18 protein-coding genes are annotated in these 25,092 nt (G+C 73.1%); 9 read left to right on the forward strand and 9 right to left on the reverse strand.

Annotated elements, in window-relative coordinates:
* Positions 1–12 precede the first annotated feature (12 nt).
* Both ACFW5B_RS06750 and ACFW5B_RS06755 read right to left on the reverse strand, forming a co-directional pair.
* A complete protein-coding gene (locus ACFW5B_RS06750) occupies positions 13–1,614 on the reverse strand; it encodes a hypothetical protein (protein ID WP_386434245.1) in 1,602 nt (533 codons plus the stop codon).
* An 803-nt stretch (positions 1,615–2,417) separates the two neighbouring features.
* Positions 2,418–3,611 (reverse strand): secretion protein snm4, encoded by a 1,194-nt coding sequence (locus ACFW5B_RS06755; RefSeq protein WP_386434248.1) that lies wholly within the window; start codon positions 3,609–3,611, stop codon positions 2,418–2,420.
* A 233-nt stretch (positions 3,612–3,844) separates the two neighbouring features.
* On the opposite strand from ACFW5B_RS06755, the gene ACFW5B_RS06760 reads away from it, so the two are divergent.
* The 7 genes from ACFW5B_RS06760 (at position 3,845) to rarD (ending at position 13,247) form a co-directional block, all read left to right on the forward strand.
* Complete coding sequence (locus ACFW5B_RS06760) at positions 3,845–5,149, forward strand: sensor histidine kinase (protein WP_386434250.1); 1,305 nt, start codon at positions 3,845–3,847, stop codon at positions 5,147–5,149.
* Between the two features lie 251 nt (positions 5,150–5,400).
* Positions 5,401–6,738: a sensor histidine kinase gene (locus tag ACFW5B_RS06765; protein WP_386434253.1), complete on the forward strand. Its 1,338-nt coding sequence runs from the start codon at positions 5,401–5,403 to the stop codon at positions 6,736–6,738.
* Between the two features lie 217 nt (positions 6,739–6,955).
* Positions 6,956–7,627 carry a LuxR C-terminal-related transcriptional regulator gene (locus ACFW5B_RS06770; protein WP_386434256.1) on the forward strand — a complete coding sequence of 224 codons (672 nt, stop codon included), beginning with the start codon at positions 6,956–6,958 and terminating at the stop codon, positions 7,625–7,627.
* Positions 7,628–7,922: 295 nt separating this feature from the next.
* Positions 7,923–9,875: a 2-oxoacid:acceptor oxidoreductase subunit alpha gene (locus ACFW5B_RS06775; protein ID WP_386434259.1), complete on the forward strand. Its 1,953-nt coding sequence runs from the start codon at positions 7,923–7,925 to the stop codon at positions 9,873–9,875.
* On the forward strand, positions 9,868–10,962 hold the full coding sequence (locus ACFW5B_RS06780; protein WP_386434262.1) for a 2-oxoacid:ferredoxin oxidoreductase subunit beta: 1,095 nt from the start codon (positions 9,868–9,870) through the stop codon (positions 10,960–10,962). The genes ACFW5B_RS06775 and ACFW5B_RS06780 overlap by 8 nt, the downstream gene beginning before the upstream one ends.
* Positions 10,963–11,200: 238 nt before the next feature.
* The gene (locus ACFW5B_RS06785) at positions 11,201–12,070 is read left to right on the forward strand and encodes an SDR family oxidoreductase (RefSeq protein ID WP_386434265.1); all 870 of its coding nucleotides are present in this window, start codon (positions 11,201–11,203) and stop codon (positions 12,068–12,070) included.
* Positions 12,071–12,176: 106 nt separating this feature from the next.
* Positions 12,177–13,247: an EamA family transporter RarD gene (rarD, locus tag ACFW5B_RS06790; RefSeq protein ID WP_386434268.1), complete on the forward strand. Its 1,071-nt coding sequence runs from the start codon at positions 12,177–12,179 to the stop codon at positions 13,245–13,247.
* Here the strand turns inward: rarD and ACFW5B_RS06795 are convergent.
* From ACFW5B_RS06795 to ACFW5B_RS06815, 5 genes are all read right to left on the reverse strand, one after another.
* The gene (locus ACFW5B_RS06795) at positions 13,237–14,112 is read right to left on the reverse strand and encodes an ABC transporter permease (RefSeq protein WP_386434271.1); all 876 of its coding nucleotides are present in this window, start codon (positions 14,110–14,112) and stop codon (positions 13,237–13,239) included. The two genes, rarD and ACFW5B_RS06795, sit on opposite strands and share 11 nt — an antisense overlap.
* Positions 14,099–15,193 carry an ATP-binding cassette domain-containing protein gene (locus ACFW5B_RS06800; RefSeq protein WP_386434274.1) on the reverse strand — a complete coding sequence of 365 codons (1,095 nt, stop codon included), beginning with the start codon at positions 15,191–15,193 and terminating at the stop codon, positions 14,099–14,101. Before ACFW5B_RS06800 ends, ACFW5B_RS06795 begins: the two co-directional genes overlap by 14 nt.
* A gap of 97 nt (positions 15,194–15,290) precedes the next feature.
* Positions 15,291–16,556 carry an outer membrane lipoprotein carrier protein LolA gene (locus ACFW5B_RS06805; RefSeq protein ID WP_386434277.1) on the reverse strand — a complete coding sequence of 422 codons (1,266 nt, stop codon included), beginning with the start codon at positions 16,554–16,556 and terminating at the stop codon, positions 15,291–15,293.
* Positions 16,557–16,860: 304 nt separating this feature from the next.
* Positions 16,861–17,874 (reverse strand): polyprenyl synthetase family protein, encoded by a 1,014-nt coding sequence (locus tag ACFW5B_RS06810; protein ID WP_386434280.1) that lies wholly within the window; start codon positions 17,872–17,874, stop codon positions 16,861–16,863.
* A 501-nt stretch (positions 17,875–18,375) separates the two neighbouring features.
* The gene (locus tag ACFW5B_RS06815) at positions 18,376–19,578 is read right to left on the reverse strand and encodes an FAD-dependent oxidoreductase (RefSeq protein ID WP_386434283.1); all 1,203 of its coding nucleotides are present in this window, start codon (positions 19,576–19,578) and stop codon (positions 18,376–18,378) included.
* A 279-nt stretch (positions 19,579–19,857) separates the two neighbouring features.
* On the opposite strand from ACFW5B_RS06815, the gene fahA reads away from it, so the two are divergent.
* On the forward strand, positions 19,858–21,060 hold the full coding sequence (gene fahA, locus ACFW5B_RS06820; protein WP_386434286.1) for a fumarylacetoacetase: 1,203 nt from the start codon (positions 19,858–19,860) through the stop codon (positions 21,058–21,060).
* 157 nt (positions 21,061–21,217) lie between these two features.
* Positions 21,218–21,700: a hypothetical protein gene (locus tag ACFW5B_RS06825; RefSeq protein WP_386434288.1), complete on the forward strand. Its 483-nt coding sequence runs from the start codon at positions 21,218–21,220 to the stop codon at positions 21,698–21,700.
* An 85-nt stretch (positions 21,701–21,785) separates the two neighbouring features.
* Here the strand turns inward: ACFW5B_RS06825 and nuoN are convergent, their stop codons facing one another.
* Together nuoN and ACFW5B_RS06835 are read right to left on the reverse strand one after the other, a co-directional pair.
* Positions 21,786–23,435, reverse strand: a complete 1,650-nt coding sequence (nuoN, locus tag ACFW5B_RS06830) for an NADH-quinone oxidoreductase subunit NuoN (protein ID WP_386434291.1) — start codon at positions 23,433–23,435, stop codon at positions 21,786–21,788.
* Positions 23,432–25,090, reverse strand: a complete 1,659-nt coding sequence (locus tag ACFW5B_RS06835; protein WP_386434294.1) for an NADH-quinone oxidoreductase subunit M — start codon at positions 25,088–25,090, stop codon at positions 23,432–23,434. The genes nuoN and ACFW5B_RS06835 overlap by 4 nt, the downstream gene beginning before the upstream one ends.
* Between the last annotated feature and the right edge of the window lie 2 nt (positions 25,091–25,092).

The following is a 25,092-nucleotide window of genomic DNA, read 5'->3' on the forward strand; positions in this document are numbered from 1 at the left end:
GAGCGCCCTGGATCAGCCGACCGGGCCACCGTCGAACGGGCTCCGGTTGTCGGGAGGGGTGGGTGCGGTGGGAGTGGTTGGTGTGGTGGGGGCGCCGGGGCCTCCTGGGGGGCCGGCGGCTTCCGGGGGCGCCGCCGGGGTCGTCGGCATCGGCATCGGCTGCGGCGCCGGGGCCTGAGGCTGCGCGGACGCCGGGGCCTGAGGCTGCGCGGACGCCGGGGCCTGGGGCTGCGCGGGAGCCGACGACCGCGGCGGAGCGGGGGGCTTCGCGAGAGAAAGCGGCTGCGCGGGCGCCTGGGCCTGGGGGTGCGGCGGGTACTGGTGCGGTGCGGGGGCGGTGTGTGCGGGGTGCGCTGCCTGCGGCGGGTAGTTCTGGGGCTGCGGGCCGGCCGGCGGTTGCGGTGCGGTCGGTGCATGACCGGCCGGCGGCGCCGGCCTGGCCTGCGCCTGAGAGCCGGTCGGCGACACCGGGCCCCCCTGAGCCGGCGGACCGGCCTGGGCCTGCGGGCCGGGCGAGGGCTGTGGCGGCTGCGGCTCCTGGTAGGGCGCGGGGACGGTTGCCTGCCCCGGGACGTACACCGGCGGCTGCCCCGGCGGATGCACCGTCGTCTGCCGCGGCTGCTGCCGCCGGCCCGGTTCCCGGGAGAGCGCGCGGTCCATCACCTCGGCCGCGATCCGCGCCGCCGCCTCCCTCGTCCGTTCGCCGAGCAGCTCCGTACGGATGGCGCCGCCGGCCGCCAGATGCCGGTCGTAGGGCAGCGGGAGCACCGCCGCACCGCCGGCACCGAGGTGTTCGGCGGCCCGGCGGACATCGACGCCGCTGTCGGGTGAGGTGTGGGTGAGCACGACGACCGTGGTGGGCAGCAGGCCGGAGTGCAGCCCACCGACCCAGTCCAGTACGGAGCGGGTGGCCGCCACGCCCTCCGGGGTCGCGGGGGTGACAAGGACGCGCGCCTGTGTGGTCACCAGCGCGGTGCGCGCCACTTCGGCGGGCAGCGTCTCGCAGTCCACGACGGTGGCCGCGAAGTGGCGGCGGAGCGAGGTCATCACGACGCGGTAGGTGTCGAGGTCCAGCCGGGTGCCGATGGCGCCCTGACTGCCGGGCAGCAGCCAGCCGCCGCCCGCGAACGGGAGCAGGTAGCCGGTCAGATCCGTGATCAGCATCGACGGGTCGACGATCTGCGCCAGATCGCTGCCCGACCACCGCACCTCGCGGGCGCCGAGCCGGTGCGGCAGCGTGCCGAGCGCCGGATCGGCCTCGACGGCGAGGACCGGGTCGGGGCGGTAGTGCGCGAAGGTGAGCGCGAGCAGGGCGGCGACGGTGGACTTGCCGGCGCCGCCGCGGATGCTGGACACGGCGATCTGCCGGCCGGTGGTCACGGGCTGCTGGATGGCGTGCGCGGCCTGGGTGAGCGCGGCCGTTTCGGCGGCCGGGGACGAGGCGAAGACCCGGCGCAGCGCACGGCCCGCCCGCCGGGCCAGGGGGTCCCCGCGGCGCGGCCGTGGTTGGCCGTCGGCCAGTTCCGGCGGCAGCAGGGGCACGGAGAGCGGCGTCCGGGCCGGCAGCCCGGGCCGCCCGTAACGGCCGGGCGCCGGGGCGGAGGGGGCGGGCATGGAGGGGGCCGGCATGGGAGACCCGGACACGGGAGGCCCGGACTCGGAGGAGGGCGCGGAGGCCGACGGGGCGGGCGGCGCGGGAGCGGCAAACGTGGGGGCAGCGGGCCCGGGGGCGGGGGCGGGGCCTGGGCCGGCCGGCTGGACCGGCCCGGAGGGCTGAAGAGGCGCGGCCGACTGGACCGGCGCCGAGGTCTGCACTGGTGCCGAGGGCTGAGGAGGCGCGGCCGACTGGACCGGCGCCGAGGCCTGCACTGGTGCCGACGGCTGAGGAGGCGCGGACGACTGGGTCGGCGCGGACGACTGCCCCGCTGCCGAGGACGGAACCGCTGGAGACGGCTGAACCACTACGGACGGCTGAACCGCCGCCGAAGGCCGGCCATGCACCGACGACTGGACCGGCGCATCCGCCGCCATGGGCAGCGCACCGGCCGCCATAGGCCTCGCATCAGCCGCCACAGGCATCGCACCGGCCTCAGGCAGCACCCCGGGCAAGGCCCCCGGCAGATCCCCGGGCACGCCCGGACGCGCCGGAAATCCCGGCGCCCCCGGCGCAGTTCCCTGCCCGGCGGCCGGACCGCCGCCCGCCTCGTTCATCGCCGCTGCCTCGCCCGTCATTTCACACTCGCCGCTCTCGCCCGTACTTCCCACCGCACCCAACTCCCCCGCCGTATACGTTCCAGGAGCCACATTCGCCGCACGCACCGCATCCACACCCCCGCTCCGTCCCGCCCCCGCTCCCGCTTCGTCCGGATCCGGAGTGCGCTCCGCCGATGACATGGCCCCTCCACCGCCTCTCCGGGTCAGGATGCGCCGAACAGCGAGCCGTAGAGCCCGAAAGCCCCGAGCGTGACCGGGATCAGCGCCACCACTCCCGCCGACTCGGCGAGGTCCAGCCACCGTCGCAGCCGGGCGCGCGTCGCCTCCGGCACCCGCACCGCGAGCACCGCGACCGGCAGCACCGCCAGCAGCCCCAGTACGGACAGCGCGGCCGCCGGCGCCCCGCCGTCGGTGGCCCAGAGCACCACCAGCCGTACACAGACCGCCACTCCGGCGGCCAACAGCGCGACGACCTCCACCGCCAGCGGATACGCGCGCGCCCGTGAGCACAGCAGCCCGCACAGCAGCAGCGCGGCGAGCACGGTCCAGAGGCCGGGGCTCTGCACCGCGACCACCCCCGCCGCACCGGCCGAGACCGCCGCGACCGTGGTGGCCGGGACCAGCTCCCGGTGGCCGGCGCCCAAAGCACCCGCCACCCGGTGCCGGCTGACCGGTGTGCCGCCGGAACGCAGATCGTCGAGCCGGGTCAGGCCGGCGGTCCGCAGCGCGAGCCGCGGCAGCTGTCCCAGGACGAGGACGGAGACGAAGCCGACCACAACTCCCGTACGCGCGGGGGCGGTCAGCGCCAGGCCCAGCTCCCAGACGCCCACCGCGAGCGCGAGCGAGGCGGCGCCGGTCAGGCCGCCGCGCACCGGCCCCGTGCGGAGCCCAAGGAGGGCGAGCACGGCGGCCACGGTCAGTCCGACGGCGGCCAGTCGGGCGGCGCCGCCCGGGACCGCCTGCCAGGCCGCGGCCACCCCGAGCACCCCGCCGAGCAGCAACAGCGCGGCTCCCGGGGCGTGCTGCCCGTGCCGCGCGGTGAGCGTGCCGACGGCCGCGCCGGCGGCGGTGACGAGGACGGCGGCGGCACCGAGCCAGAGGGCGACGCCCCCGTCCGGGTACCAACTGGCCGCGCAGACCCCGGTGATCGCCGCGAGCAGCACACTCGCCGTCACCGCCGCCCAGCCCCTGGTCCGCTCGCCCCAGCCCCAGCCGCGGATGTCGAGGGGGGCGGCCACCGCGTCGGGGAGGTCCCGTGTGCCGGTGCGGTCCGGTGTGGCGGTGAGATCCCGTACGCCGTCGCGGTCCGGTGTGGCAGTGACATCCCGTGTGGCGGAATCCGGCCGGCCCGCGGCGTCATCCGGCTTCAGCAACCGGCCGTCGTAACCCCGCGCCATCGCCCCTCGCCCCTCCCGTTGTGCATCGCCACACCTTACGGTCCCGTCGGCGCGCCGTGTCCACCACACCGGCAACGGGAACGGCGCTGCGCCGCGCCCCCGGCCCGCCCCGGCGCAGGCGCTTTGACCTGCAACGGGACGTTCGGTGCCGGAAGCAGAAGGGGGCAAACCCCACCCCGGTCCCGCCGGTTACCCCATGGCACCGGGGGCGGTGGCCCGGCAGGCTGGGGCGCATGACCGCGAGTTCCCCTTCCAGCGCCGCCGAAGACGCCCTTGACGGCGCCTCACCACCGCCGCCACGCGCGCCGCTCAGCGGCACGACCTGGCGGGAGATCGCCTATCTGCTGGCCAACTTCCCTGTGGGCGTCGTGGCGTTCGCGGTGCTCATGGTGTGGGTCGGGGTGGGGACCGGACTGTCCTTCATCGTGATCACTCTGCCGCTGCTGGCGTCCGGGCTGACGGCGTGCCGCTGGTACGGGAGGCTGGAGCGGGCCCGTGCACGGGCGTTGCTGGGGGTGCGGGTCGAGGAACCGAGCCGGCTGAGGGCGGTGTCCCCGGGGGTCCTGCCGTGGTTGTGGACGGCGCTGAAGGACCCGGTCGCCTGGCGGCATGCATTGTTCACGTTCATCCGGCTGCCGTGGGCCTTCCTCACCTTCACGGTGGTCTTCCTGCTGTTCTTCCTGGGGTGGCCGGCCCTGCCGTGGGTGGCGCGGTGGCTGTCCGACGTGGACCGGGCGATGGTGCGCGGGCTGCTCTCCCCGTCCGACGAACTGGAGCGGCGGATCGCCGAGCTGGAGTCGGACCGGGTGACGGTCACCGATACCGCGACCGCCGACCTGCGGCGCATCGAACGGGATCTGCACGACGGCGCCCAGGCGCGGCTCGTGGCGCTCGCCATGGGGCTCGGCCTGGCGAAGGAGAAGCTGCTGGAGGGGCAGGCCGACGCCGATGTGGCGGCGATGGTGGACGAGGCGCACGGTGAGGTGAAACTGGCGCTCCAGGAGCTGCGGGATCTGGCCCGGGGCATCCATCCGGCGATCCTCACCGACCGTGGGCTGGGGCCCGCGCTGGCCTCCCTGGCCGGACGCTGCACGGTGCCGGTCACCACAGCCGTCGACCTGACCGAGCGGCCCGCGCCCGCCATCGAGGGCATCGCCTACTTCACCGTCTCCGAACTGCTCCAGAACGTCTCCAAGCACAGTGCGGCGCGGCAGGCATCCGTCGAGGTGTGGCGGGTCGAGGGGGACGGGCGACGGGCGGGCGACCGGCTGCTGATCCAGGTGTCGGACGACGGGAAGGGCGGGGCGCGGCTGGACGGCGGCAGCGGGATGGCCGGGCTCGCCGAGCGGCTGGGGTCGGTGGACGGGCTGTTCGTGCTGCATTCGCCGGAGGGCGGGCCCACGCGGGTGACGGCGGAACTGCCGTGGCGGGCGCGGACGGAGAACGGGGACGGGGGCGGCGCGGACGGAAGCCGGGGCCGGGCCGGCGCGGACGGAAGCCGGGGCCGGGCCGGCGGGGCGACGGGGGCGATGACCTGAGGGTTGGCGCGGGCCGGCCGGGCGGCGGCCGGCCGCGGGGCCTCGGGCGGCGGCCGCCCGCACAGCCGCCGTGGCAGCCAACTGCCGCTCGGGGGGTGGGGATAACCCCCGGGAAGGACGGTGAGTAACTCCATGGTGCGGGGGTCGCCGTTCACGGACGCTGGTCATGGCGGAAAAGCCGCGCGGAGCGGCTGAACAGACAGCGGCGCAGGCAGGGCAGGTGGCCGCACCGGCAGAACGGACGACCGACGATGGACACCGCATACGCACCCCCTTCCCGACCCCACTCCCCTCCCCGCGGCTCGCGCTCCCGGGTACCCGTGGGGCTGCGCGCCCCGTTTTCCGGGCGCACCTGGCGGGAGTTCCTCTACCTCTTCCTCAGCTTCCCGATGTCGGCCCTGATGTTCACGTACGCGATCACGGTGCTCTCGCTGGGCGCCGGTCTGCTGGTGACGTTCCTGGGCATCCCGGTGCTGGCGGGCGGACTGGCGGGCAGCCGTGCGCTGGGCGTTCTGGAGCGGGCGCGGGCCCGCGCGCTGCTGGGGCTGGACGTCGCCGATCCGGAGCCGCCGCGGGCCGCCAAGCCGGGCCTGATGGGGTGGGTCGGTGCCGTGCTGAAGAGCGGGGTGTCCTGGCGGCATGTCGTCTACTCCGTACTCCATCTGCCGTGGGCGGTCTTCGCCTTCACCTTCTCGGTGACGTTCTGGTCCATCGGCTGGGCGCTGCTGGCCTATCCGCTGTGGCGCTGGACGTTCCCCGCGTATCTCGACCAGCCGGGCGCCCTGCTGTGGGGCGACGGCCACGGCAACGGCTTCTACCTCGAAACCCCGGCGGAGATCGGGTTCACCAGCGGGTTCGGGCTGCTGCTGGTCCTGGCCGGGCCGTGGGTGATCCACGGGCTGACACAGGTGGACCGGGTGCTGGTCCACGGCCTGCTCGGGCCCTCCCCGCTCGCCACCCGGGTGTCGCAGCTGGAGTCGGACCGCGGGGTGGTCGTGGACACCGCGGCGGCCGACCTGCGGCGCATCGAGCGCGATCTGCACGACGGGGCTCAGGCCCGGCTGGTGACGCTCGCCATGGACCTGGGCCTGGCCAAGGAGAAGCTGACGGACGATCCGGCGGCCGCGGCCAGGATGGTGGACGAGGCACACGGCGAGGTGAAGGTCGCGCTCCAGGAGCTGCGCGACCTGGCCCGCGGGATACACCCGGCGATCCTCACCGACCGGGGGCTCGGCCCGGCCCTGTCGGCGCTGTCCGCGCGGTGCGCGGTTCCGGTGACGGTGACCGTGGACCTGGACCGCCGGCCGGCCGCGGCGATCGAGGGCATCGCCTACTTCACCGCCTCCGAACTGCTGCAGAACGTCTCCAAGCACGCCCGCGCCACCGGCGCCACGCTGGACGTCTGGTGCACCGCGGACCGGCTGATGGTGCTGGTCGCGGACAACGGCCGGGGCGGCGCGCACACGGACAGCGGCACCGGCCTGGCCGGCCTCGCCGAACGGCTGGCTGCCGTCGACGGCCTGCTGATAGTCGACTCCCCCGTCGGCGGCCCGACCCGCGTCACCGCCGAACTCCCGTGGCGCGGCTGACCACCGTGCGGCACTGAACGGCGCCCGCCCGGCCCGCCCCGGGCCCCGCGCCCCAGCAGCCCCCCACGCCGTGGGCCGCCACCCCTCCGCTCGCCCCCGCCGGGCATCCGACCCCGTTTTCCACAGCCTCCCCTCCCCCGCCTCGCTTCCGTCCGGATGCTGGGATGCTGGGGTCCCGCAGGGACGCTACGGGGTGACATATGGGGGGATCGGAACCGTGGAGGACAAGGTACGGGTGGTCATCGCCGAGGACTCGGTGCTGCTCCGGGAGGGCCTGACCAGGCTGCTCACCGACCGGGGGCACGAGGTCGTGGCGGGTGTCGGGGACGCCGAGGCGCTGATCAAGGCGACCGGCGAGCTGGCGGACGCGGGGGCGCTGCCGGACGTGGTGGTGGCGGACGTACGGATGCCGCCGACACACACCGACGAGGGGGTGCGGGCCGCCATCCGGCTGCGCCGGGACCACCCCGGCCTGGGCGTCCTGGTCCTCTCACAGTACGTCGAGGAGCAGTACGCGACGGAACTGCTGGCCGGTTCGACCCGGGGCGTCGGCTATCTGCTCAAGGACCGGGTGGCCGAGGTGCGGGAGTTCGTCGACGCGGTGGTCCGGGTCGCTGGCGGCGGCACCGCGCTGGACCCCGAGGTGGTGGCGCAGCTGCTGGGGCGCAGCCGTAAGCAGGACGTGCTGGACCGTCTGACACCCCGGGAGCGGGAGGTGCTGGGGCTGATGGCCGAGGGCCGGACGAACTCCGCCATCGCCCGGCAGCTGGTGGTCAGCGACGGAGCGGTCGAGAAGCACGTCAGCAATATCTTCCTGAAGCTGGGCCTGGCGCAGAGTGACGGGGATCACCGCAGAGTGCTTGCGGTACTCACCTACCTCAACTCCTGAGGATCTGACACTCTGCCAGATGGGCTGCTCGCGACGTTTTCCACCCAGGTCGAGGACTTTGGGCGTAGAACCAATGGAGGAGTCCGGAGCGTCATGAATAAAGGGGCCACGGGGGCGGTGATTTCATGACAAAACGCACCAGACTGCCGTCTCATGCCGACGTCCACCATGCGATCGCCCCAGGGAAGGCCACCCTTACCCACGTACGATGGTTATGGGACAACCGGTCGGTACGACACGTCCCGAGCCCTGCCTCCGGCGGGGACGCCGCACCCCTCGAGGGAGGTCCGAAGCAGTGACCAGCCAGGTCAGTAGCCCAGCCGAGCAGACCGACGCAGCGCTTGTCGGGGAACAACGCGCGTCCGGTAACGGGGGTGAAGGCAAAGAAGTCCGACGTCTGGACCGGGTGATCATCCGGTTCGCCGGTGACTCCGGTGACGGTATGCAGCTCACCGGCGACCGGTTCACCTCCGAGACGGCGTCGTTCGGCAACGACCTGTCGACGCTGCCCAACTTCCCCGCCGAGATCCGGGCCCCCGCCGGGACCCTGCCGGGCGTCTCCAGCTTCCAGCTGCACTTCGCCGACCACGACATCCTCACGCCCGGTGACGCGCCGAACGTGCTGGTCGCGATGAACCCGGCCGCGCTGAAGGCGAACCTCGCCGATGTGCCGCGGGGCGCGGACATCATCGTCAACACCGATGAGTTCACCAAGCGCCCGATGGCGAAGGTCGGCTACGCCACCAGCCCGCTGGAGGACGGCTCGCTGGAGGCCTACAACGTCCACCCGGTGCCGCTGACCACGCTGACGATCGAGGCGCTCAAGGAGTTCGGGCTCTCCCGCAAGGAGGCCGAGCGCAGCAAGAACATGTTCGCGCTGGGCCTGCTGTCGTGGATGTACCACCGGCCGACCGAGGGCACCGAGAAGTTCCTGCGGGCGAAGTTCGCCAAGAAGCCGGACATCGCGGAGGCGAACGTCACCGCGTTCCGGGCGGGCTGGAACTTCGGTGAGACGACGGAGGACTTCGCCGTCTCCTACGAGGTCGCACCGGCCACGAAGGACTTCCCGACCGGCACCTACCGCAACATCTCCGGCAACCTCGCGCTGTCCTACGGGCTGATCGCGGCGGGCCGGCAGGCGGATCTGCCGCTGTATCTGGGCTCGTACCCGATCACCCCGGCCTCCGACATCCTGCACGAGCTCTCCAAGCACAAGAACTTCGGTGTGCGGACGTTCCAGGCGGAGGACGAGATCGCCGGTATCGGCGCGGCGCTGGGCGCGGCCTTCGGCGGCGCGCTGGCGGTGACCACCACCTCCGGCCCCGGTGTGGCACTGAAGTCGGAGACCATCGGCCTGGCGGTCAGTCTCGAACTCCCGCTGCTGATCGTGGACATCCAGCGCGGCGGGCCCTCGACGGGTCTGCCGACGAAGACCGAGCAGGCCGATCTGCTCCAGGCGATGTACGGCCGCAACGGCGAGGCGCCGGTGCCGATCGTGGCGCCCCGCACGCCCGCCGACTGCTTCGACGCGGCGCTGGACGCGGCCCGTATCGCGCTCACCTACCGCACCCCGGTCTTCCTGCTCTCCGACGGCTATCTGGCCAACGGCTCCGAGCCGTGGCGGATCCCCGACATCGAGCAACTCCCCGATCTGCGGGTCCAGTTCGCCTCCGGCACCAACCACCAGCTGGCGGACGGCACCGAGGTGTTCTGGCCGTACAAGCGCGACGAGCAGACGCTGGCCCGCCCGTGGGCCGTGCCGGGCACGCCGGGCCTGGAGCACCGCATCGGCGGCATCGAGAAGCAGGACGGCACCGGCAACATCTCCTACGACCCCGCCAACCACGACTTCATGGTGCGCACCCGCCAGGCGAAGGTGGACGGCATCGAGGTCCCCGACCTCGACGTCGACGACCCCGCCGACGAGAGCGGCCAGGGGGCCAGGACCCTTGCCCTGGGCTGGGGCTCGACGTACGGGCCGATCACCGCGGCGGTCCGGCGCGTCCGGGGCGCGGGCGGCCGCATCGCGCAGGCCCATCTGCGCCACCTCAACCCCTTCCCGCGGAATCTCGGCGAGGTCCTGGCGCGTTACGACAAGGTGATCGTGCCGGAGATGAACCTCGGACAGCTCGCCACTCTGCTGCGCGCCGAGTACCTCGTCGACGCGCACTCGCACACCCAGGTCAGCGGCATGCCGTTCAAGGCCGAGCAGCTCGCGGAGGTCTTTAAGGAGGCCATCAATGACTGAGGCGATCTCGGAGAGGCCCTCGCAGATCGAGGCGCTCTCCCTGGTGCCCAAGGCCGACGCCAAGCAGTCCATGAAGGACTTCAAGTCCGATCAGGAAGTGCGCTGGTGCCCCGGCTGCGGTGACTACGCCGTCCTCGCCGCCGTGCAGGGCTTCATGCCCGAGCTCGGTCTGGCGAAGGAGAACATCGTCTTCGTCTCCGGCATCGGCTGCTCGTCCCGCTTCCCGTACTACATGAACACCTACGGGATGCACTCCATCCACGGCCGCGCCCCGGCCATCGCCACCGGCCTGGCCTCCTCGCGGCGCGATCTGTCCGTGTGGGTGGTCACGGGTGACGGCGATGCGCTGTCCATCGGCGGCAACCACCTCATCCACGCCCTGCGGCGCAACGTCAACCTCAAGATCCTGCTGTTCAACAACCGGATCTACGGGCTGACCAAGGGCCAGTACAGCCCCACCTCCGAGGTCGGCAAGATCACCAAGTCGACACCGATGGGCTCGCTGGACGCGCCGTTCAACCCGGTCTCGCTGGCACTCGGCGCCGAGGCGTCCTTCGTGGCGCGCACCGTCGACTCCGACCGCAAGCACCTGACATCGGTGCTGCGCGAGGCCGCCGCTCACCCGGGCACGGCGCTGGTGGAGATCTACCAGAACTGCAACATCTTCAACGACGGCGCCTTCGAGGCCCTCAAGGACAAGGAGCAGGCCGAGGAGGCGGTGATCCGGCTGGAGCACGGGCAGCCGATCCGCTTCGGCGCGCTGGCCCCCGACGGCTTCGGCTCCAAGGGCGTGGTCCGCGACCCGGCCACCGGCGACCTCAAGGTCATCGACGTCCGGGAGGAGGGCACCGGCGGCGTGCTGGTCCACGACGCCCACAACCCCTCGCCCACCACGGCGTTCGCGCTCTCCCGGCTCGCCGACGCCGACACCCTGCACCACACCCCCATCGGTGTGCTGCGCAGTGTCGACCGGCCGGTCTACGACACCCTGATGTCCGACCAGCTGGACGCCGCCATCGAGCAGAAGGGCAAGGGCGACCTCGCCGCGCTGCTGGCGGGCAATGACACCTGGACGGTCGTCGGCTGACCGACCTGCTTCACGGGTGCCTCCGGAAGCGTCGTACGGCGCCTCCGGAGGCACCCGTCTGTCGTTCGCCGTGCTCACGGCGGCCCGACGGCGGCTCCGGAGCCGTGCCGGTGACGCGTCGGCGGGCGATGCTGAAGGGTGATCCCGCAGCAGCAATCCGTACACCCGTCATAGACGATCGTCTAGCGCAGGCGTACGGTCGGGTCCTCAGCCAGCGTCGCCCACTGGGGGTACCTTCATGAGCTTCGTCGTCACCGGCGCCACCGGGGCACTCGGCCGGCTCGTCATTGAGGAACTGCTCCGGCGCACCGCACCGGGCGAGATCGTCGCCCTCGCCCGCGACCGGACCAAGGCCGCCGGTCTCGCGGCCCGCGGGGTGGAGATCAGGACCGCGGACTACAGCCGGCCCGAGTCCCTCGAGGGCGCCTTCGCGGCCGGTGACCGGGTGCTGTTCATCTCCGGGAACGAGGCGGGACAGCGCCTCACCCAGCACCGCGGCGTCATCGACGCCGCACGGGAGGCGGGCGTCGGACTGCTGGCGTACACCAGCGTGCTGGGCGGACCGACGGCCACGTTCTCCATCGCCGAGGAGCACCTCGCCACCGAACAGGCGCTGCTCGCGTCCGGAGTGCCGTACTCCCTGCTGCGCAACGGCTGGTACCACGAGAACTACACGGGCGCGCTGGCCACCACCCTCAGGACCGGCGCCGTCGTCGGCAGTGCGGGCGAGGGCCGGGTGGCCACCGCCGCGCGCCGCGACTACGCCGAGGCGGCCGCCGTGGTCCTCACCGGAAGCGGCCAGGAGAACACGGTCCACGAGCTGAGCGGCGACACCGCCTGGACGATGGCCGAGTACGCGGCCGAGGTCTCCCGGCAGACCGGCCGGCGCATCCCGTACCGCGATCTGCCGCCGGAGGAGTACATCGCGCTGCTGGTGGAGGCGGGCGTACCGGCGCTGGGCGCACGGCTGGTCGCCGACGCGGACGCCGGGATCGCCCGCGGCGAGCTGGCCGCGACGCCCGGGGACCTGTCCCGGCTCATCGGCCGTCCGACCACTCCGATCGCCGAGGCGATCGCGGAGGCGCTGAAGGGGCTGGAAGGGCCGTAGGGGCGCCCGCGCCTGCCTGTCATGACCGTATGCCAAGACAGGCATGACAGCCGGTCCGGGCGGCGCTACGTTCGCAGAGCCGCCGCAGCACCACCGGGAGGGTCCCTTGCAGCCTCGAAGCGATCAGCACGCCGGACTCGCCTACGGCATCGCCGCCTACACCATGTGGGGTCTGCTGCCGCTCTACTGGCATCTGCTGGACGGCGCCGCGCCGTCCGAGATCCTGGCCCATCGCATGCTGTGGTCGCTGCCGGTCGCCGTCGTGCTGCTGGCCGTGCTCCGCCGCTGGTCCTGGACCGGGCCGCTGCTGCGGCAGCCCCGGCGGCTCGGGCTGATCGTGGTCAGCACCCTGGTCATCTCGGCGAACTGGTTCCTCTACATCTGGGCCGTCAACTCCGGGCACGTGCTGGAGGCGTCGCTCGGCTACTTCATCAATCCGCTGGTCAGCATCGCCTTCGGCGTCCTGGTGCTGCGTGAGCGGCTGCGTCCGCTCCAGTGGACGGCGGTGGCGGTCGGCGCCCTCGCCGTCGTCGTGATGACCGTCGCCTACGGCCGGATACCGTGGATCGCGCTCGCGCTGGCCTTCTCGTTCGCGACGTACGGGCTGGTCAAGAAGGGCATCAAGCTCGACGGGATCGAGGGCTTCAGCGCCGAGACGGCTCTGCAATTGCTGCCCGCGCTGGGCTTTCTGGTCTTCCTCGGCCTGCGCGGTGAGTCCGCCTTCGTGAGCGGCGGGGTGGGGCAGGCGCTGCTGCTGTCGGGCTGCGGTGTGGCGACGGCGGTGCCGCTGATCTGCTTCGGCGCCGCGGCCGTACGGCTGCCGCTGACCATGATCGGGATGCTGCAGTATCTGGCCCCGACCTTTCAGTTCGTACTGGGGCTCACGGTCTTCGACGAGGCGATGCCGCCGGAGCGCTGGGCCGGGTTCGCGCTGGTGTGGCTGGCCCTGGCGGTGCTGACCTGGGACGCGCTGCGCACCACGAGGCGGGCGCGAACGGCGCTGGCCGAGGCCGCGGCCAGGGCCGGGGAGACGGCCGCGGCCGGGGAGACGGCCGCGGCCGGGGTGGCGCAGGCAGCGGGGACGGCACCCGCCACCGAGGCGGCCGACGCGTCGGCACCAGCCCCGCAGGCCGCGGAAGAGCCCGCGGCGCCGCCGGCTCCCGGCCTCACGCAGTGATGTCCCGGGTGGTGAAGCGCGCCCAGGCCGCCGAGCCGAAGACCAGGGCGTACAGCGCCTGGAGGCCGAAATTCTTCTGCAGCTGGTCCCAGTAGACGGGGTCGCGGAGCAGATCCGCGAAGGACAGCCAGTAGTGCGGGAAGAGATACGGCTGGACGGCGTGCAGCTGCGGGAGGGTGTCCAGTATCTGCACGGTGATCAGCAGGCCGACCGTGGTCGCCATGGCCGCTATGCCGCTGGTGGTGAGCGTCGAGACGAACAGGCCGACGGCGGCCAGCCCGGTCAGGGACAGCGCCACCGCGACCGCGATGGCCAGCGCCCGTAGCAGTCCCTCGCCGAAGGACACGGTGGTGCCCGACAGCAGGGGGACCTCGCCCACGGGGAAGAGCAGCGCGCCGGTCACCACGGCGGAGAGCGCCACGACCAGGGTGCCCACCAGGCAGAACGTCAGCGTGGTGGCGTATTTGACCAGCAGCAGACGGGTGCGGCCCGCGGGGGCGACCAGCAGATAGCGCAGCGTCCCGCCGTGCGCCTCACCGGCGAGGGAGTCGCCCGCGATCACGCCGACGGTCATCGGCAGGAAGAACGGCAGGGTCACCGCGAGCGAGGTGAAGACCAGGAAGAGACCGTTGTGGGTGACCTGGGAGAGGAACGCCGGACCGCCCTCGCCGCCGGCGCCGCCACCGCCCTCGCCGCCACCGGTCTCGACCCGGACGGCGATGCCCACCAGCACCGGTACGCCCGCGAGCACCGCCAGCAGTGCGAGGGTGCGCCAGCGGCGGAACGTCATGGCGATCTCGCTGCGCAGCAGCCCCAGCGACCACAGCGGCCGAAGCGCGGGCCGCACCGCCTCAGCCTGCGACATCGAAGCCCTCCCCGGTCAGCTGCACGAAGATGTCCTCCAGCGAGGCGCGCGCCGTGCCGAAGCCGCGCACCCGCACCCCGGCGTGCACCAGCGCCGCGTTGATGTCCGCGATCTCCCGGGGCGCGGCACCGTCGGGAGCCGCGTCACCCCTGCGCGCACCGTCCGGCCCGCCCATGAGGCCGCCCGGGGCCGGGAGTTCGCCCGTCACCCGGTCGTCGGTGACCGCCACACCGGTCACCCCGAGTTCCGTCAGCACCCGGGCCGCGTCCGCGGTGTCGGGTGTGGTGACCGTGAGCCGGGCGTGGCCGGGCGGGCCGAGGACGGTGGCGGAGAGGTCGGCGACCGTGCCCTGGGTGAGCAGCCGGCCGCGGGCCATCACCGCGGCATGGGTGCAGACCTGCTCGATCTCGTCGAGGAGATGGGAGGAGAGGAAGACGGTGGTGCCGTCCGCGGCCAGCTCACGGACCAGGGCCCGGATCTCCCGCATGCCCTGCGGGTCCAGGCCGTTGGTGGGCTCGTCGAGCACCAGCAGCTCACGGGGCCGGAGCAGCGCCGCGGCCAGACCGAGGCGCTGCTTCATGCCGAGGGAGTAGGCGCGCGCCTTCTTGCCGGCCGCCGCGGCCAGGCCCACCCGCTCCAGCGCCCGGTCCACCCGGGCGGGGCGGGTCCGGGGGTCGGCGGCCGGGTCGGCGGCGTCGAACCGGCGGAGGTTGTCCCGCCCGCTGAGGAAGCCGTAGAGCGCCGGGCCCTCGATGAGCGCGCCGACCCGGGGCAGCACCCGGCGGCCCGCGGCGGGCATCGGCTGCCCGAGCACCCGGGCGTGGCCGGCGGTCGCCTCGATCAGGCCCAGCAGCATCCGGATGGTGGTGGTCTTGCCGCAGCCGTTGGGGCCGAGGAAGCCGAAGACACTGCCGCGCGGGACGGCGAGATCCAGGCCGTCGACGGCGAGCCGCCCGCCGCGGTACGCCTTGGTCAGCCCCTGTGTCTCGATCGCCAGGTCCCCGACGGGCGGGCGGGGGGCCGCGGGCCGGTCAGCGGGCGGGCGCACACCGTCGGGCCCCGGGGCGTGCGGTGCCGGCATCGGTGTCCCCCCTCCATGTCGTGCGGATCGCCCACGGGAGGCGCCGCGCCCCCCGTGACGGGGTGGCGCGGCGGTCCCGCGAGGCGCTGGTGGCCCCTTACTTGGCGGCGTTGGCCGCGTTGATCAGGGTCTGCTTGTCGACGGCGCCGACGTAGACGGTGCCGTTGTCCGTGATCAGGGCGTTGACCAGACGGGTGCTGAAGACCCGGCCGGAGCCGAACTTTCCGTCGACCTTGTCGCCGATGCTGTCCATGAACTTGCCGACGTCGCCGCCCGCGCCCTTGTCCTTGTCGCTGCCCTTGCCGGCCGGCAGACCGCCGCCCTCGCCCTCGATGGTGGCGATGGACGTCCAGCCCTTGCCGATGACGTCCAGCCCGTCCATGCCCGTGGCCAGGTCCTTGGCGGCCGGGGCGTCCTTGCCGTGCTTGCGCTCCGCCGCCGCGTGCTCCTTGTCGCCGTCGACGACCTTGGCGCCCTTGGGCGGGGTGAAGGAGAACGTGCTCGCGGCGGGCTTGGCGAAGTCGACATTGGTGTAGCCGACGTCGACCGCGGCCGCGCCACCGCTCTTGGGGGTCAGGGTGAACTTCAGCGGCACGCCGTTCTCGGCGTCCACCGCGACCCGGATCGAGCCGACCGTGGAACCGGCCTGCTTGGGCTTGATCAGCAGCTGGTAGGCGTCCCGTCCGGCGACCTTGGCAGTGCCGTCGACGGTGACCGAGGTCGTGTCCCCGGCCGCCTCCAGGGCCTGCTTCGCGAGGTCCTGCGGCGTCGCGCTCTTCAGGTCCTTGGGCAGGCCCTCGGGGGCGCGGTGCGCCTTGCCGGAGCGGCCTTCCGACGCGGTGCTGTGCAGAGCGGTGTTGCTGCCGCTGTCGTACGCCCAGACGTCCTTGCCGTTGTGGACGAGGCTGTACTCGGCGGCCTTGTCGACGATGGACACCCGCTGCTTCTCGGGGCCGTCGACCGCGACGCGCAGCGTGTGCGCACCGGACGCCAGCTCCATCAGCTTGCTCTGGGGTGCGGCGGATGCGCCGTCCCCGCCCTGCTCGCCCCCGCCCTGGGGGCCGCCGAAGCCGGCCGCTCCGCCGCCGGCGCCCGGCAGCGACGGCAGGCCGAGGTCGGTGGTGACCCGGACCGTGCCGGACAGCTGCTCGACATCCGACTTGGCGACCTTGGCTATCAGCTCCTGTGCCGAGATCTTCGGCAGGTCCGGAGCGGAGCCGGCGAACGCCGGGACCAGCCCGATCGTGGCCGCCGCCACTCCCGCCACCGCGACCGGCACGCCGTACCGCACCGCCTTACGGCGCCTCGGGGAGCGCTCCCCGCCCCATCCGTCGGTGACCTCGGTCGGTTCGTTCCGCGGCATCTGCCCTACCTCCGTCGTGTGCGGCGGCTGCTGTGCTGTCCACGCGTTCCCCCCTGGGGCCCATGGTGACCTGCCCGCCGTGCTCAGGTGGTTCCATCTCACCAAATCGCCTGGCGCAAAACGTCAGCCCGCGGGAGCAACTCGTCGTACTGCTGAGGTATGACGCACGATCACCTCAGGTCGGAGGCCGTACAACAGGAGGCTGACCGGTCCCTAGGGGATACCGGAAGCAGGCATGGGGGATGCGGGCACAAGCACAGGGAATGCCGCGGCCGGCCGCGGGGGCCGGCGCCGCGGGAGGGCCTCAGCCCGCCCGGTGCACCACCGCGTCGCAGAGCCCCTCCAGGGCCGACTTGGCCATGCACGAGGGCAGCGGCGCCAGCATCGCGCGGGCCTCCTCCGCATAGCGCACGGTGTCGCGGCGGGCCTCTTCGAGCGCCGGGTGGGCTCGCAGCCCGGCCAGCGCCTCGGCGTGCCGGGCGTCGTCGGTGAGGTCGCCGGCCAGCAGCTCGCACAGCGCCCGGTCCTCGGGGGTGCCGGCCGCGCTCTCGGCCCGCGCCCGCAGCCGCAGCACCGGCAGCGTGGGGATGCCCTCGCGCAGGTCCGTGCCGGGCGTCTTGCCCGACTCGTGCGAGTCGCTGGCGATGTCCAGGACGTCGTCGGCCAGCTGGAAGGCCGTGCCGAGCCGCTCGCCGTACTGGGTGAGGATGTTGACGGTCGCCTCCTCGGCGCCCGACATCATCGCGCCGAAGCGGCAGGCGACGGCGACCAGCGAGCCGGTCTTGCCCGCGAGCACGTCCAGGTAGTGGTCGATCGGGTCGCGGCCGTCGCGCGGGCCCGCGGTCTCCAGGATCTGGCCGGTCACCAGGCGCTCGAACGCCTCGGCCTGGATGCGGACCGCCTCGGGTCCGAGGTCGGCGAGGATGTGCGAGGCGCGGGCGAACAGGAAGTCGCCGGTGAGCACCGCGACGGAGTTGCCCCAGCGGGTGTTGGCGCTGGCCACCCCGCGGCGCACCTCGGCCTCGTCCATCACGTCGTCGTGGTAGAGCGTCGCCAGATGCGTGAGCTCCACGACGACGGCGGAGGGCACCACACCCGGGCTGTAGGGGTCACCGAATTGGGCGGCCAGCATCACCAGCAGCGGCCGGAACCGCTTGCCGCCCGCGCGCACGAGATGCTGCGCGCTCTCGGTGATGAACGGCACGTCGCTTTTGGTGGCCTCCAGCAGGCCCTCCTCGACAGCCGCCAACCCGGCCTGGACATCGGCCTCAAGAGCCTGGTCCCGCACGCTCAGCCCGAAGGGCCCGACGACGGTCACGAGGGGTACTCCTGTCTGCTGACGATCAAACTGAATGTCGATCTGTCGCTGTCTCCACCATTGGCCAGCGTATCCGGTCGCAGTTCGATCACCGTGAGCGCCCGCCCCCCGAACCGCCCGGGAAGCACGGCGACCCCCGGCCGGGGAGTTCCGGCCCCATTGTTGACGCGGGTACGACGTGGACCAGCAGGACCGGCGAACGCGGCGGCGCGACCGGCGACGGCAAGCATCCCCGGTCCGCTTCCGCTCCGGCAAGGCCCCGCGAACCGGGCATGGCCGGAAACCCGCCACCCCGTCACCACCCGTCACCAGCGGGGACCCGCCGGGACACCGCCCTCGCCGAAATCACCACGCGCCAGGACGACTTCCGCGGTCACCGCGGCGCCGGCCGTCTTGGCCGGACGGGGCAGCCCCCGGCATACGGGGCACCGGCGGCCGCTCCGTACGCGGGCGCTACGTCGCCCCCGTACGCGGGCCGCTCACGCGGCCGGCCGCCCCGCCTCACCCGTACGCCCGCACCACCGCCCGCGCCAGCCGCGGCGAGGCGAACTCCGTACCGCACACGAAGCGCAGCACCGGCCCGAAAGAGGCGGCCGCCGGCAGCCCCGTGAAATACAGCCCCGGCACCGACGAGCCGAAACCGGCGTCCAGCAGCGGACCGCCGGCCCGCGTCACGATCCCGGTGCGCAGCCCCTGGCCCAGGAAGTCCAGCGCCGCCAGATCCATCCGGTAGCCGGTCGCGGCCAGCACATGGTCGGCGACGACCTCCCCGCCCTGCCCGTCGGCGCCGCGCAGCGCCAGTACGGGCCGGCCGTCGCGGACCGTGGCCCGTACGATCCGCCGCCCCTGCACCACCCGCACCCGGTCGGTGAAGCGCTCCCGCAGCCACCACGCCCCCCGCGGGCGGGGCACCCGGCGCCCCAGATACCGCCGGGCGAACACCGGCAGCCGGCGGAAGGCACCGGCATGGTGCGTCAGCACAGGCAGCGACCGGGCAGGGCCGAGCGGCGACGGCGGGCGCCGCCGCGGGCGGCCGTCCGGGGGCGCGCCGAAGCCCACCGCGGCGGGGCCGCGCGCCACCACCCGGACGGCCGCCGCGCCCGCCTCGGTGAGCAGCACCGCGCTCTCCAGCGCCGACTGCCCGGCGCCGAGCACGACCACGTCCCGGCCGGCCAGCGCGGACAGATCGTGGTGCTGGGAGCTGTGCGAGACCGGCCCGGTGGCGGAGGGGCCGTCCGGGAGCGCGGCGCCCAGCTCCGGCGGCAGCTGGGCCAGCCCGGTCAGGCCGGTGGCGACGACCACTGCCCGCGCGCCGGCCTGCTCGCCGCTGTCCAGCTTCAGCTCGAAGCCGTCCCCGCGCCGGTCGACCGAGACCACCCGGACCTGCTCCAGTCCGGGGACCAGCCGCCGCTGCACCCACTGCCCGTACCGGACATAGGTCTCCACGGGGATCAGGTCCCGGTCCGAGGCGTAGGGCCCCTCCCCCGCCGCCGCGCAGAAGTCGCCGAGGGTGTGGCCGGGCTCCGGGACGGCGATGCCCGACGCCGCGGGCGCCGAGGCGAGCAGCATGCCCGCGGGCATCCCGGTGCGCCAGCTCACCATCGGCTCCCCGAAGACCCGCACCGGCAGACCGCGCGCCCGGAGGTGCGCCGCCGCGGAGAGGCCGTACGGACCGGCCCCGATGACCGCTACCGGAGTGCTCACGTCGGTCCTCCCTCGCGCGCGGAACGGCGGCCGCCCCCGGCCAGGGAAGGAAGTTAGGCCTGAATTGCGCAGCGCGGCAAGGCTTTTCCGGACATGACGGATGCGTGGGGCGCAGCGCACCGCGCGGCCACCCACCGTCTGCGTACGTATCCGCGCCCCCGCGCCCCGGGACCGCCCCGCCGGTCCCCGCCCGGCCGTAATCTGATCGTCGGCCCCACGGCCCGCGGGCCGACCAGGCCCCGGCCGCCCACCGGCGACGACGCACGCGAGGAGCTGTCCATGCCCGAGCAGAGCCCGTTCGACCTGGCGGAAGGCGATCCCTTCGGCCCGCACAACCTCCCCTACGGCGTCTTCAGCACCACCGACGCACCCGGACGGCGCCGCCTCGGCGTCCGCTACGGCGGCCACGTCCTCGATCTGAGCGCCCTGCCGAGCGCGCTGCCCGCCGCCATCCACCCGCACGCCGAACTGCTCGCGGCACCGACCCTCAACCCGCTGCTGGCCGCCGGCCGTCCCGTATGGCGGCAGATCCGCGCGGCCGTCCACAGCGCCGTGACCGACCCCGCGCACCGCGACGAGGTGGCGCCGCTGTTCCATCCGCTGGACGAGGTCGCGCTGCACCTCCCCTTCGAGGTCGCCGACTACGTCGACTTCTACGCCAGCGAGCACCACGCCACCAACGTCGGCCGGATCTTCCGGCCGAACGACGCGGCGCTGACCCCCAACTGGAAGCATCTGCCGATCGGTTACCACGGCCGGGCGGGCACCGTGGTCGTCACCGGCACCCCGGTCGTCCGGCCGCACGGCCAGCGCAAGGCCCCGGCGGACGAGGCGCCCGCGTTCGGCCCGTCCGTCCGCCTCGACATCGAGGCCGAGGTCGGCTTCGTCGTCGGCGCACCCTCCACGCTCCACGAACCGGTCGCCCTGGAGTCCTTCCGCGACCATGTCTTCGGCGTCTGCCTGCTCAACGACTGGTCCGCGCGCGACATCCAGGCCTGGGAGTACGTGCCGCTCGGCCCGTTCCTCGGCAAGTCCTTCGCCACCTCGGTCTCCGCCTGGATCACCCCGCTCGACGCCCTCGACGAGGCCCGTACGCCGCCGCCCGCGCGGGACGTCCCGCTGCTGCCCTACCTCGACGACGCGGGGGCGGAGCCGGGCGGTATCGACATCCGGATCGAGGTGCGGATCAACGGCGAGACGGTCTCCCGGCCGCCGTTCTCCACCATGTACTGGACGGCCGCCCAGCAGCTCGCCCATATGACCGTCAACGGCGCCTCGCTGCGCACCGGCGATCTCTTCGCCTCCGGCACCGTCTCCGGGCCCGACCCCGACCAGCTCGGCTGCCTGCTGGAACTCACCCAGGGCAAGGGCCCCTACCTCCAGGACGGCGACGAGGTCACCCTCAGCGCCTGGGCGCCCGGCCCCGACGGCGCCCGGATCGGCCTGGGCGAGGTCACCGGCCGCGTCCTGCCCGCGGGCTGATCCCGAACGCGCCCGCGGCGGGCCGCCGCGGGCGCCGCTTCGTCACAGCCGCACACCAACTCCGTACCGGCGCCGCCGCAATCCGGGCGACCGCTCGGAGGCGGTCCGAGCCCGCTGCTAGCCTCACCTGTCCTGTCCCATAACGGAGGAGACGTACGTGCGCAAGGCAGCGCAGATCGCCGGGGCGGCAGCCATCGCCGCGATGCTGCTCAGCGGTTGCGGAAGCAGCGGCGGCAGCGACAAGGGCAACGACGGCAAGCCGAGCAAGTCGCCGGAGCACGCGCCGTCGGCTCCGGACAAGCCCGCGGACTCCGCCGCATTCGAGGGCGCCTGGAAGGCGGGCACCGAGAAGAGCCCGCTGATCCTCGTGATCCAGAAGGGCACCGTCGCGTTCAGCAACGGTCACAAGGCCGCCTGCCTGGGCAAGGTCCAGGAGATGGGCGGGATGACCATGGCCGCGGTCAAGTGCACCGACGGGGACACCACCCGCACCATGGGGACCCTCAAGCCCGGCGCGGACGGCAAGACCCTGTCCGTCGACTGGAAGAACGGCCCCACCGAGAAGTACACCAAGACCAGCGACGGCAGCGTGAAGATCCCCGACATGCCGGAGATGCCGAGCGGGATGCCCAAGAGCTGACCGCAGCGCCCCGCACACGGCCGCCGCCCGGAACCCCCCGAGGGCTCCGGGCGGCGGCCGTTGCCGTACCGCGCCGCGCGGGTGCTCAGCGCACGAAGACGCCCGCCTGGCCGGCCAGGTCGAGGAAGTACTGCGGCGCCAGGCCGAGCACCAGGGTGACCACGACGCCGAGGGCGATGGCGGTGGTGGTCAGCGGGCTGGGCACCGCCACGGTCGGGCCGTCCGCCTTGGGCTCGTTGAAGAACATCAGCACGATGACCCGGATGTAGAAGAACGCGGCGATCGCCGACGAAAGCACACCGACCACCACCAGCCAGCCCGCGCCGCTCTGCGCCGCCGCCTTGAAGACCGCGAACTTCCCGGCGAACCCGGAGGTCAGCGGGATGCCCGCGAAGGCCAGCAGGAAGACCGCGAAGACCGCGGCCACCAGCGGCGAACGCCGCCCGAGCCCGGCCCACTTGGACAGCTGGGTGGCCTCACCACCGGCGTCCCGCACCAGGGTGACGACGGCGAAGGCGCCGAGCGTCACGAAGGAGTAGGCGCCGAGGTAGAAGAGCACCGAGGAGATGCCCTCCTCGCTGGTGGCGATGACACCGGCGAGGATGAAGCCGGCGTGCGCGATGGAGGAGTAGGCCAGCATCCGCTTGATGTCGGTCTGGGTGATGGCGACGATCGCCCCGCCGAGCATCGTGACGATCGCGACGCCCCACATCACCGGCTGCCAGTCCCAGCGCATCCCCGGCAGGACGACGTACAGCAGACGCAGCAGCGCGCCGAAGGCCGCGACTTTGGTGGCGGCCGCCATGAAGCCGGTGACCGGGGTCGGGGCGCCCTGGTAGACGTCCGGGGTCCACATGTGGAACGGGACCGCGCCGACCTTGAACAGCAGCCCCATCAGCACCAGCGCCGCACCGATCAGCAGCAGCGCGTCATTGCCCATCGTGCCGGCCAGCGCCGGATCGATCTGCTTGGCGCCGTCCGCAATCACCTCGGCGATCCCGCCGTAGGTGACCGTGCCCGCGTAGCCGTACAGCAGGGCCACGCCGAACAGCAGGAAGGCGGACGAGAAGGCGCCGAGGAGGAAGTACTTCACCGCGGCCTCCTGCGACAGCAGCCGCTGGCGGCGGGCCAGCGCACACAGGATGTACAGCGGGAGGGAGAAGACCTCCAGCGCGATGAAGAGGGTCAGCAGGTCATTGGCCGCCGGGAAGACCAGCATGCCGCCGATGGCGAAGAGCGCGATCGGGAAGACCTCGGTGGTGGTGAACCCGGCCTTGACCGCGGCCTGTTCGGCGGCACCGCCCGGGACGGCCGCGGGCTGCGCGGCGAACGAGTCCACACGGTTGCCGTGCGCCGCCGGATCGAGCCGGCGCTCGGCGAAGGTGAAGACCGCGACCAGGGACACCAGCAGGATGGTGCCCTGCAGGAACAGCGCGGGCCCGTCCACCGCGAGGGCGCCCATGGCGGCGATGTGCGCCTTGGCCGAGCCGAAGCCGCCGGCCGCCAGACCGATCACCGCGGCGAACGCGGCGGCCAGCGCGACCAGCGTCAGCAGCAGCTGGGAGTGGTAGCGGTGCCGGCGCGGGACGAACCCCTCGACGAGGACGCCGAGCACCGCCGCGCCCAGGACGATCAGCGTCGGCGCCAGCTGGGCGTACTCGATGTGCGGCGCCGGGATCTTGCCCGGTGCGCCCGCCGCTGTCCACAGGCTGTGGACACTTGCCACGGAACTCACTTCGCGGCCTCCCGGTCTTGATCATGCACGGCCTGGCCGGCCCGGCCTCCGCCGGGCTCGGCGTCCACCTGCACAGTGGGCTTGGGGTCCTTCTTGTCCACCACGGACAGGGTGTGGCCGACCGCCGGATTGACGAGGTCGGTGAGCGGCTTCGGATACACCCCGAGGAAGAGCAGCAGCGCGATCAGCGGCGCCACCACCACCAGCTCCCGCACCCGCAGGTCGGGCATCCGCTGCACCTCGGTCTTCACCGGCCCGGTCATCGTCCGCTGGTAGAGCACGAGGACGTACAGCGCGGCGAGGACGATGCCCAGCGTGGCCACGATGCCGATCACCGGAGAGCGGCTGAACGTGCCGACGAGGACCAGGAATTCGCTGACGAACGGTGCCAGACCGGGCAGCGACAGAGTGGCGAGGCCGCCGATCAGGAACGTCCCGGCGAGGACCGGGGCGACCTTCTGGACACCGCCGAAGTCCGCGATCATGCGCGAACCGCGGCGGCTGATCAGGAAGCCGGCCACCAGCATCAGCGCGGCGGTCGAGATGCCGTGGTTGACCATGTAGAGCGTCGCGCCGCTCTGGCCCTGGGTCGTCATCGCGAAGATGCCCAGGATGATGAAGCCGAAGTGGGAGATCGACGCATAGGCGATCAGCCGCTTGATGTCCCGCTGGGCGACCGCCAGCAGCGCCCCGTAAAGCACGCTGATCAGCGCCAGCACCAGGATGGCGGGCGTCGCCCAGCTGCTGGCCTCCGGGAAGAGCTGGAGGCAGAAGCGGAGCATCGCGAACGTGCCGACCTTGTCGACCACGGCCGTGATCAGCACGGCGACCGGCGCGGTGGACTCCCCCATGGCGCCCGGCAGCCAGGTGTGCAGCGGCCACAGCGGCGCCTTCACCGCGAACGCGAAGAAGAAGCCGAGGAACAGCAGCCGCTCGGTGCCGGTGCCGAGGTCCAGCTTGCCGGCCGCCCGCGCCTCGACGATCTGCTGGAGCGAGAAGGTGCCGGTGCCGAGCTGGTCGGCGGTGACGGCGTACAGCCCGATCACCGCGGCCAGCATGATCAGTCCGCCGGCGAGGTTGTAGAGCAGGAACTTCACCGCGGCGTACGACCGCCGGCCCGCGGCCTGCTCCTCGCCGTCCCCGCCCGCCCGGTCCCCGAAGCCGCCGATGAGGAAGTACATCGGGATCAGCATGGCTTCGAAGAAGATGTAGAAGAGGAAGACATCGGTGGCCTCGAAGGAGAGCACCACCATCGCCTCGACCGCCAGGATCAGCGCGAAGAAGCCCTGGGTGGGCCGCCAGCGCCGGTTGGGCGTGGCCTCTTCCAGGGGGTCGGCGTCATGCCAGCCCGCCAGGATGATGAACGGGATCAGCAGCGTGGTCAGCGCGATCAGCGCGACCGCGATCCCGTCCACGCCGAGTTCGTAGCGGACGCCGAAGTCGCTGATCCAGGCGTGCGATTCGGTGAGCTGGAAGGGGCCCTTCGCAGCGGGGTCGAAGCGGAACGCGACCACCAGCGCCAGCGCGAAGGTGACCAGCGAGAACAGCAGCGCGAGCCATTTGGCCGCGGTGCGCTTGGCGGCGGGCAGCGCGGCGGTGGCGACCGCTCCGATCGCCGGTACCACGGCCACCGCCGTCAGCAGGGGAAACGACATGG

Source organism: Streptomyces sp. NPDC058773 (assembly GCF_042746015.1).
GTDB lineage: Bacteria > Actinomycetota > Actinomycetes > Streptomycetales > Streptomycetaceae > Streptomyces.

Coding starts and splice junctions, on each gene's coding strand:
- ACFW5B_RS06750 (WP_386434245.1), bottom strand. CDS start 1,614: ATGCCCGCCCCCTCCGCCCCGGCGCCCGGCCGTTACGGGCGGCCCGGG.
- ACFW5B_RS06755 (WP_386434248.1), bottom strand. CDS start 3,611: ATGGCGCGGGGTTACGACGGCCGGTTGCTGAAGCCGGATGACGCCGCG.
- ACFW5B_RS06760 (WP_386434250.1), top strand. CDS start 3,845: ATGACCGCGAGTTCCCCTTCCAGCGCCGCCGAAGACGCCCTTGACGGC.
- ACFW5B_RS06765 (WP_386434253.1), top strand. CDS start 5,401: ATGGACACCGCATACGCACCCCCTTCCCGACCCCACTCCCCTCCCCGC.
- ACFW5B_RS06780 (WP_386434262.1), top strand. CDS start 9,868: ATGACTGAGGCGATCTCGGAGAGGCCCTCGCAGATCGAGGCGCTCTCC.
- ACFW5B_RS06785 (WP_386434265.1), top strand. CDS start 11,201: ATGAGCTTCGTCGTCACCGGCGCCACCGGGGCACTCGGCCGGCTCGTC.
- ACFW5B_RS06795 (WP_386434271.1), bottom strand. CDS start 14,112: ATGTCGCAGGCTGAGGCGGTGCGGCCCGCGCTTCGGCCGCTGTGGTCG.
- ACFW5B_RS06800 (WP_386434274.1), bottom strand. CDS start 15,193: ATGCCGGCACCGCACGCCCCGGGGCCCGACGGTGTGCGCCCGCCCGCT.
- ACFW5B_RS06805 (WP_386434277.1), bottom strand. CDS start 16,556: ATGCCGCGGAACGAACCGACCGAGGTCACCGACGGATGGGGCGGGGAG.
- fahA (WP_386434286.1), top strand. CDS start 19,858: ATGCCCGAGCAGAGCCCGTTCGACCTGGCGGAAGGCGATCCCTTCGGC.
- ACFW5B_RS06835 (WP_386434294.1), bottom strand. CDS start 25,090: ATGTCGTTTCCCCTGCTGACGGCGGTGGCCGTGGTACCGGCGATCGGA.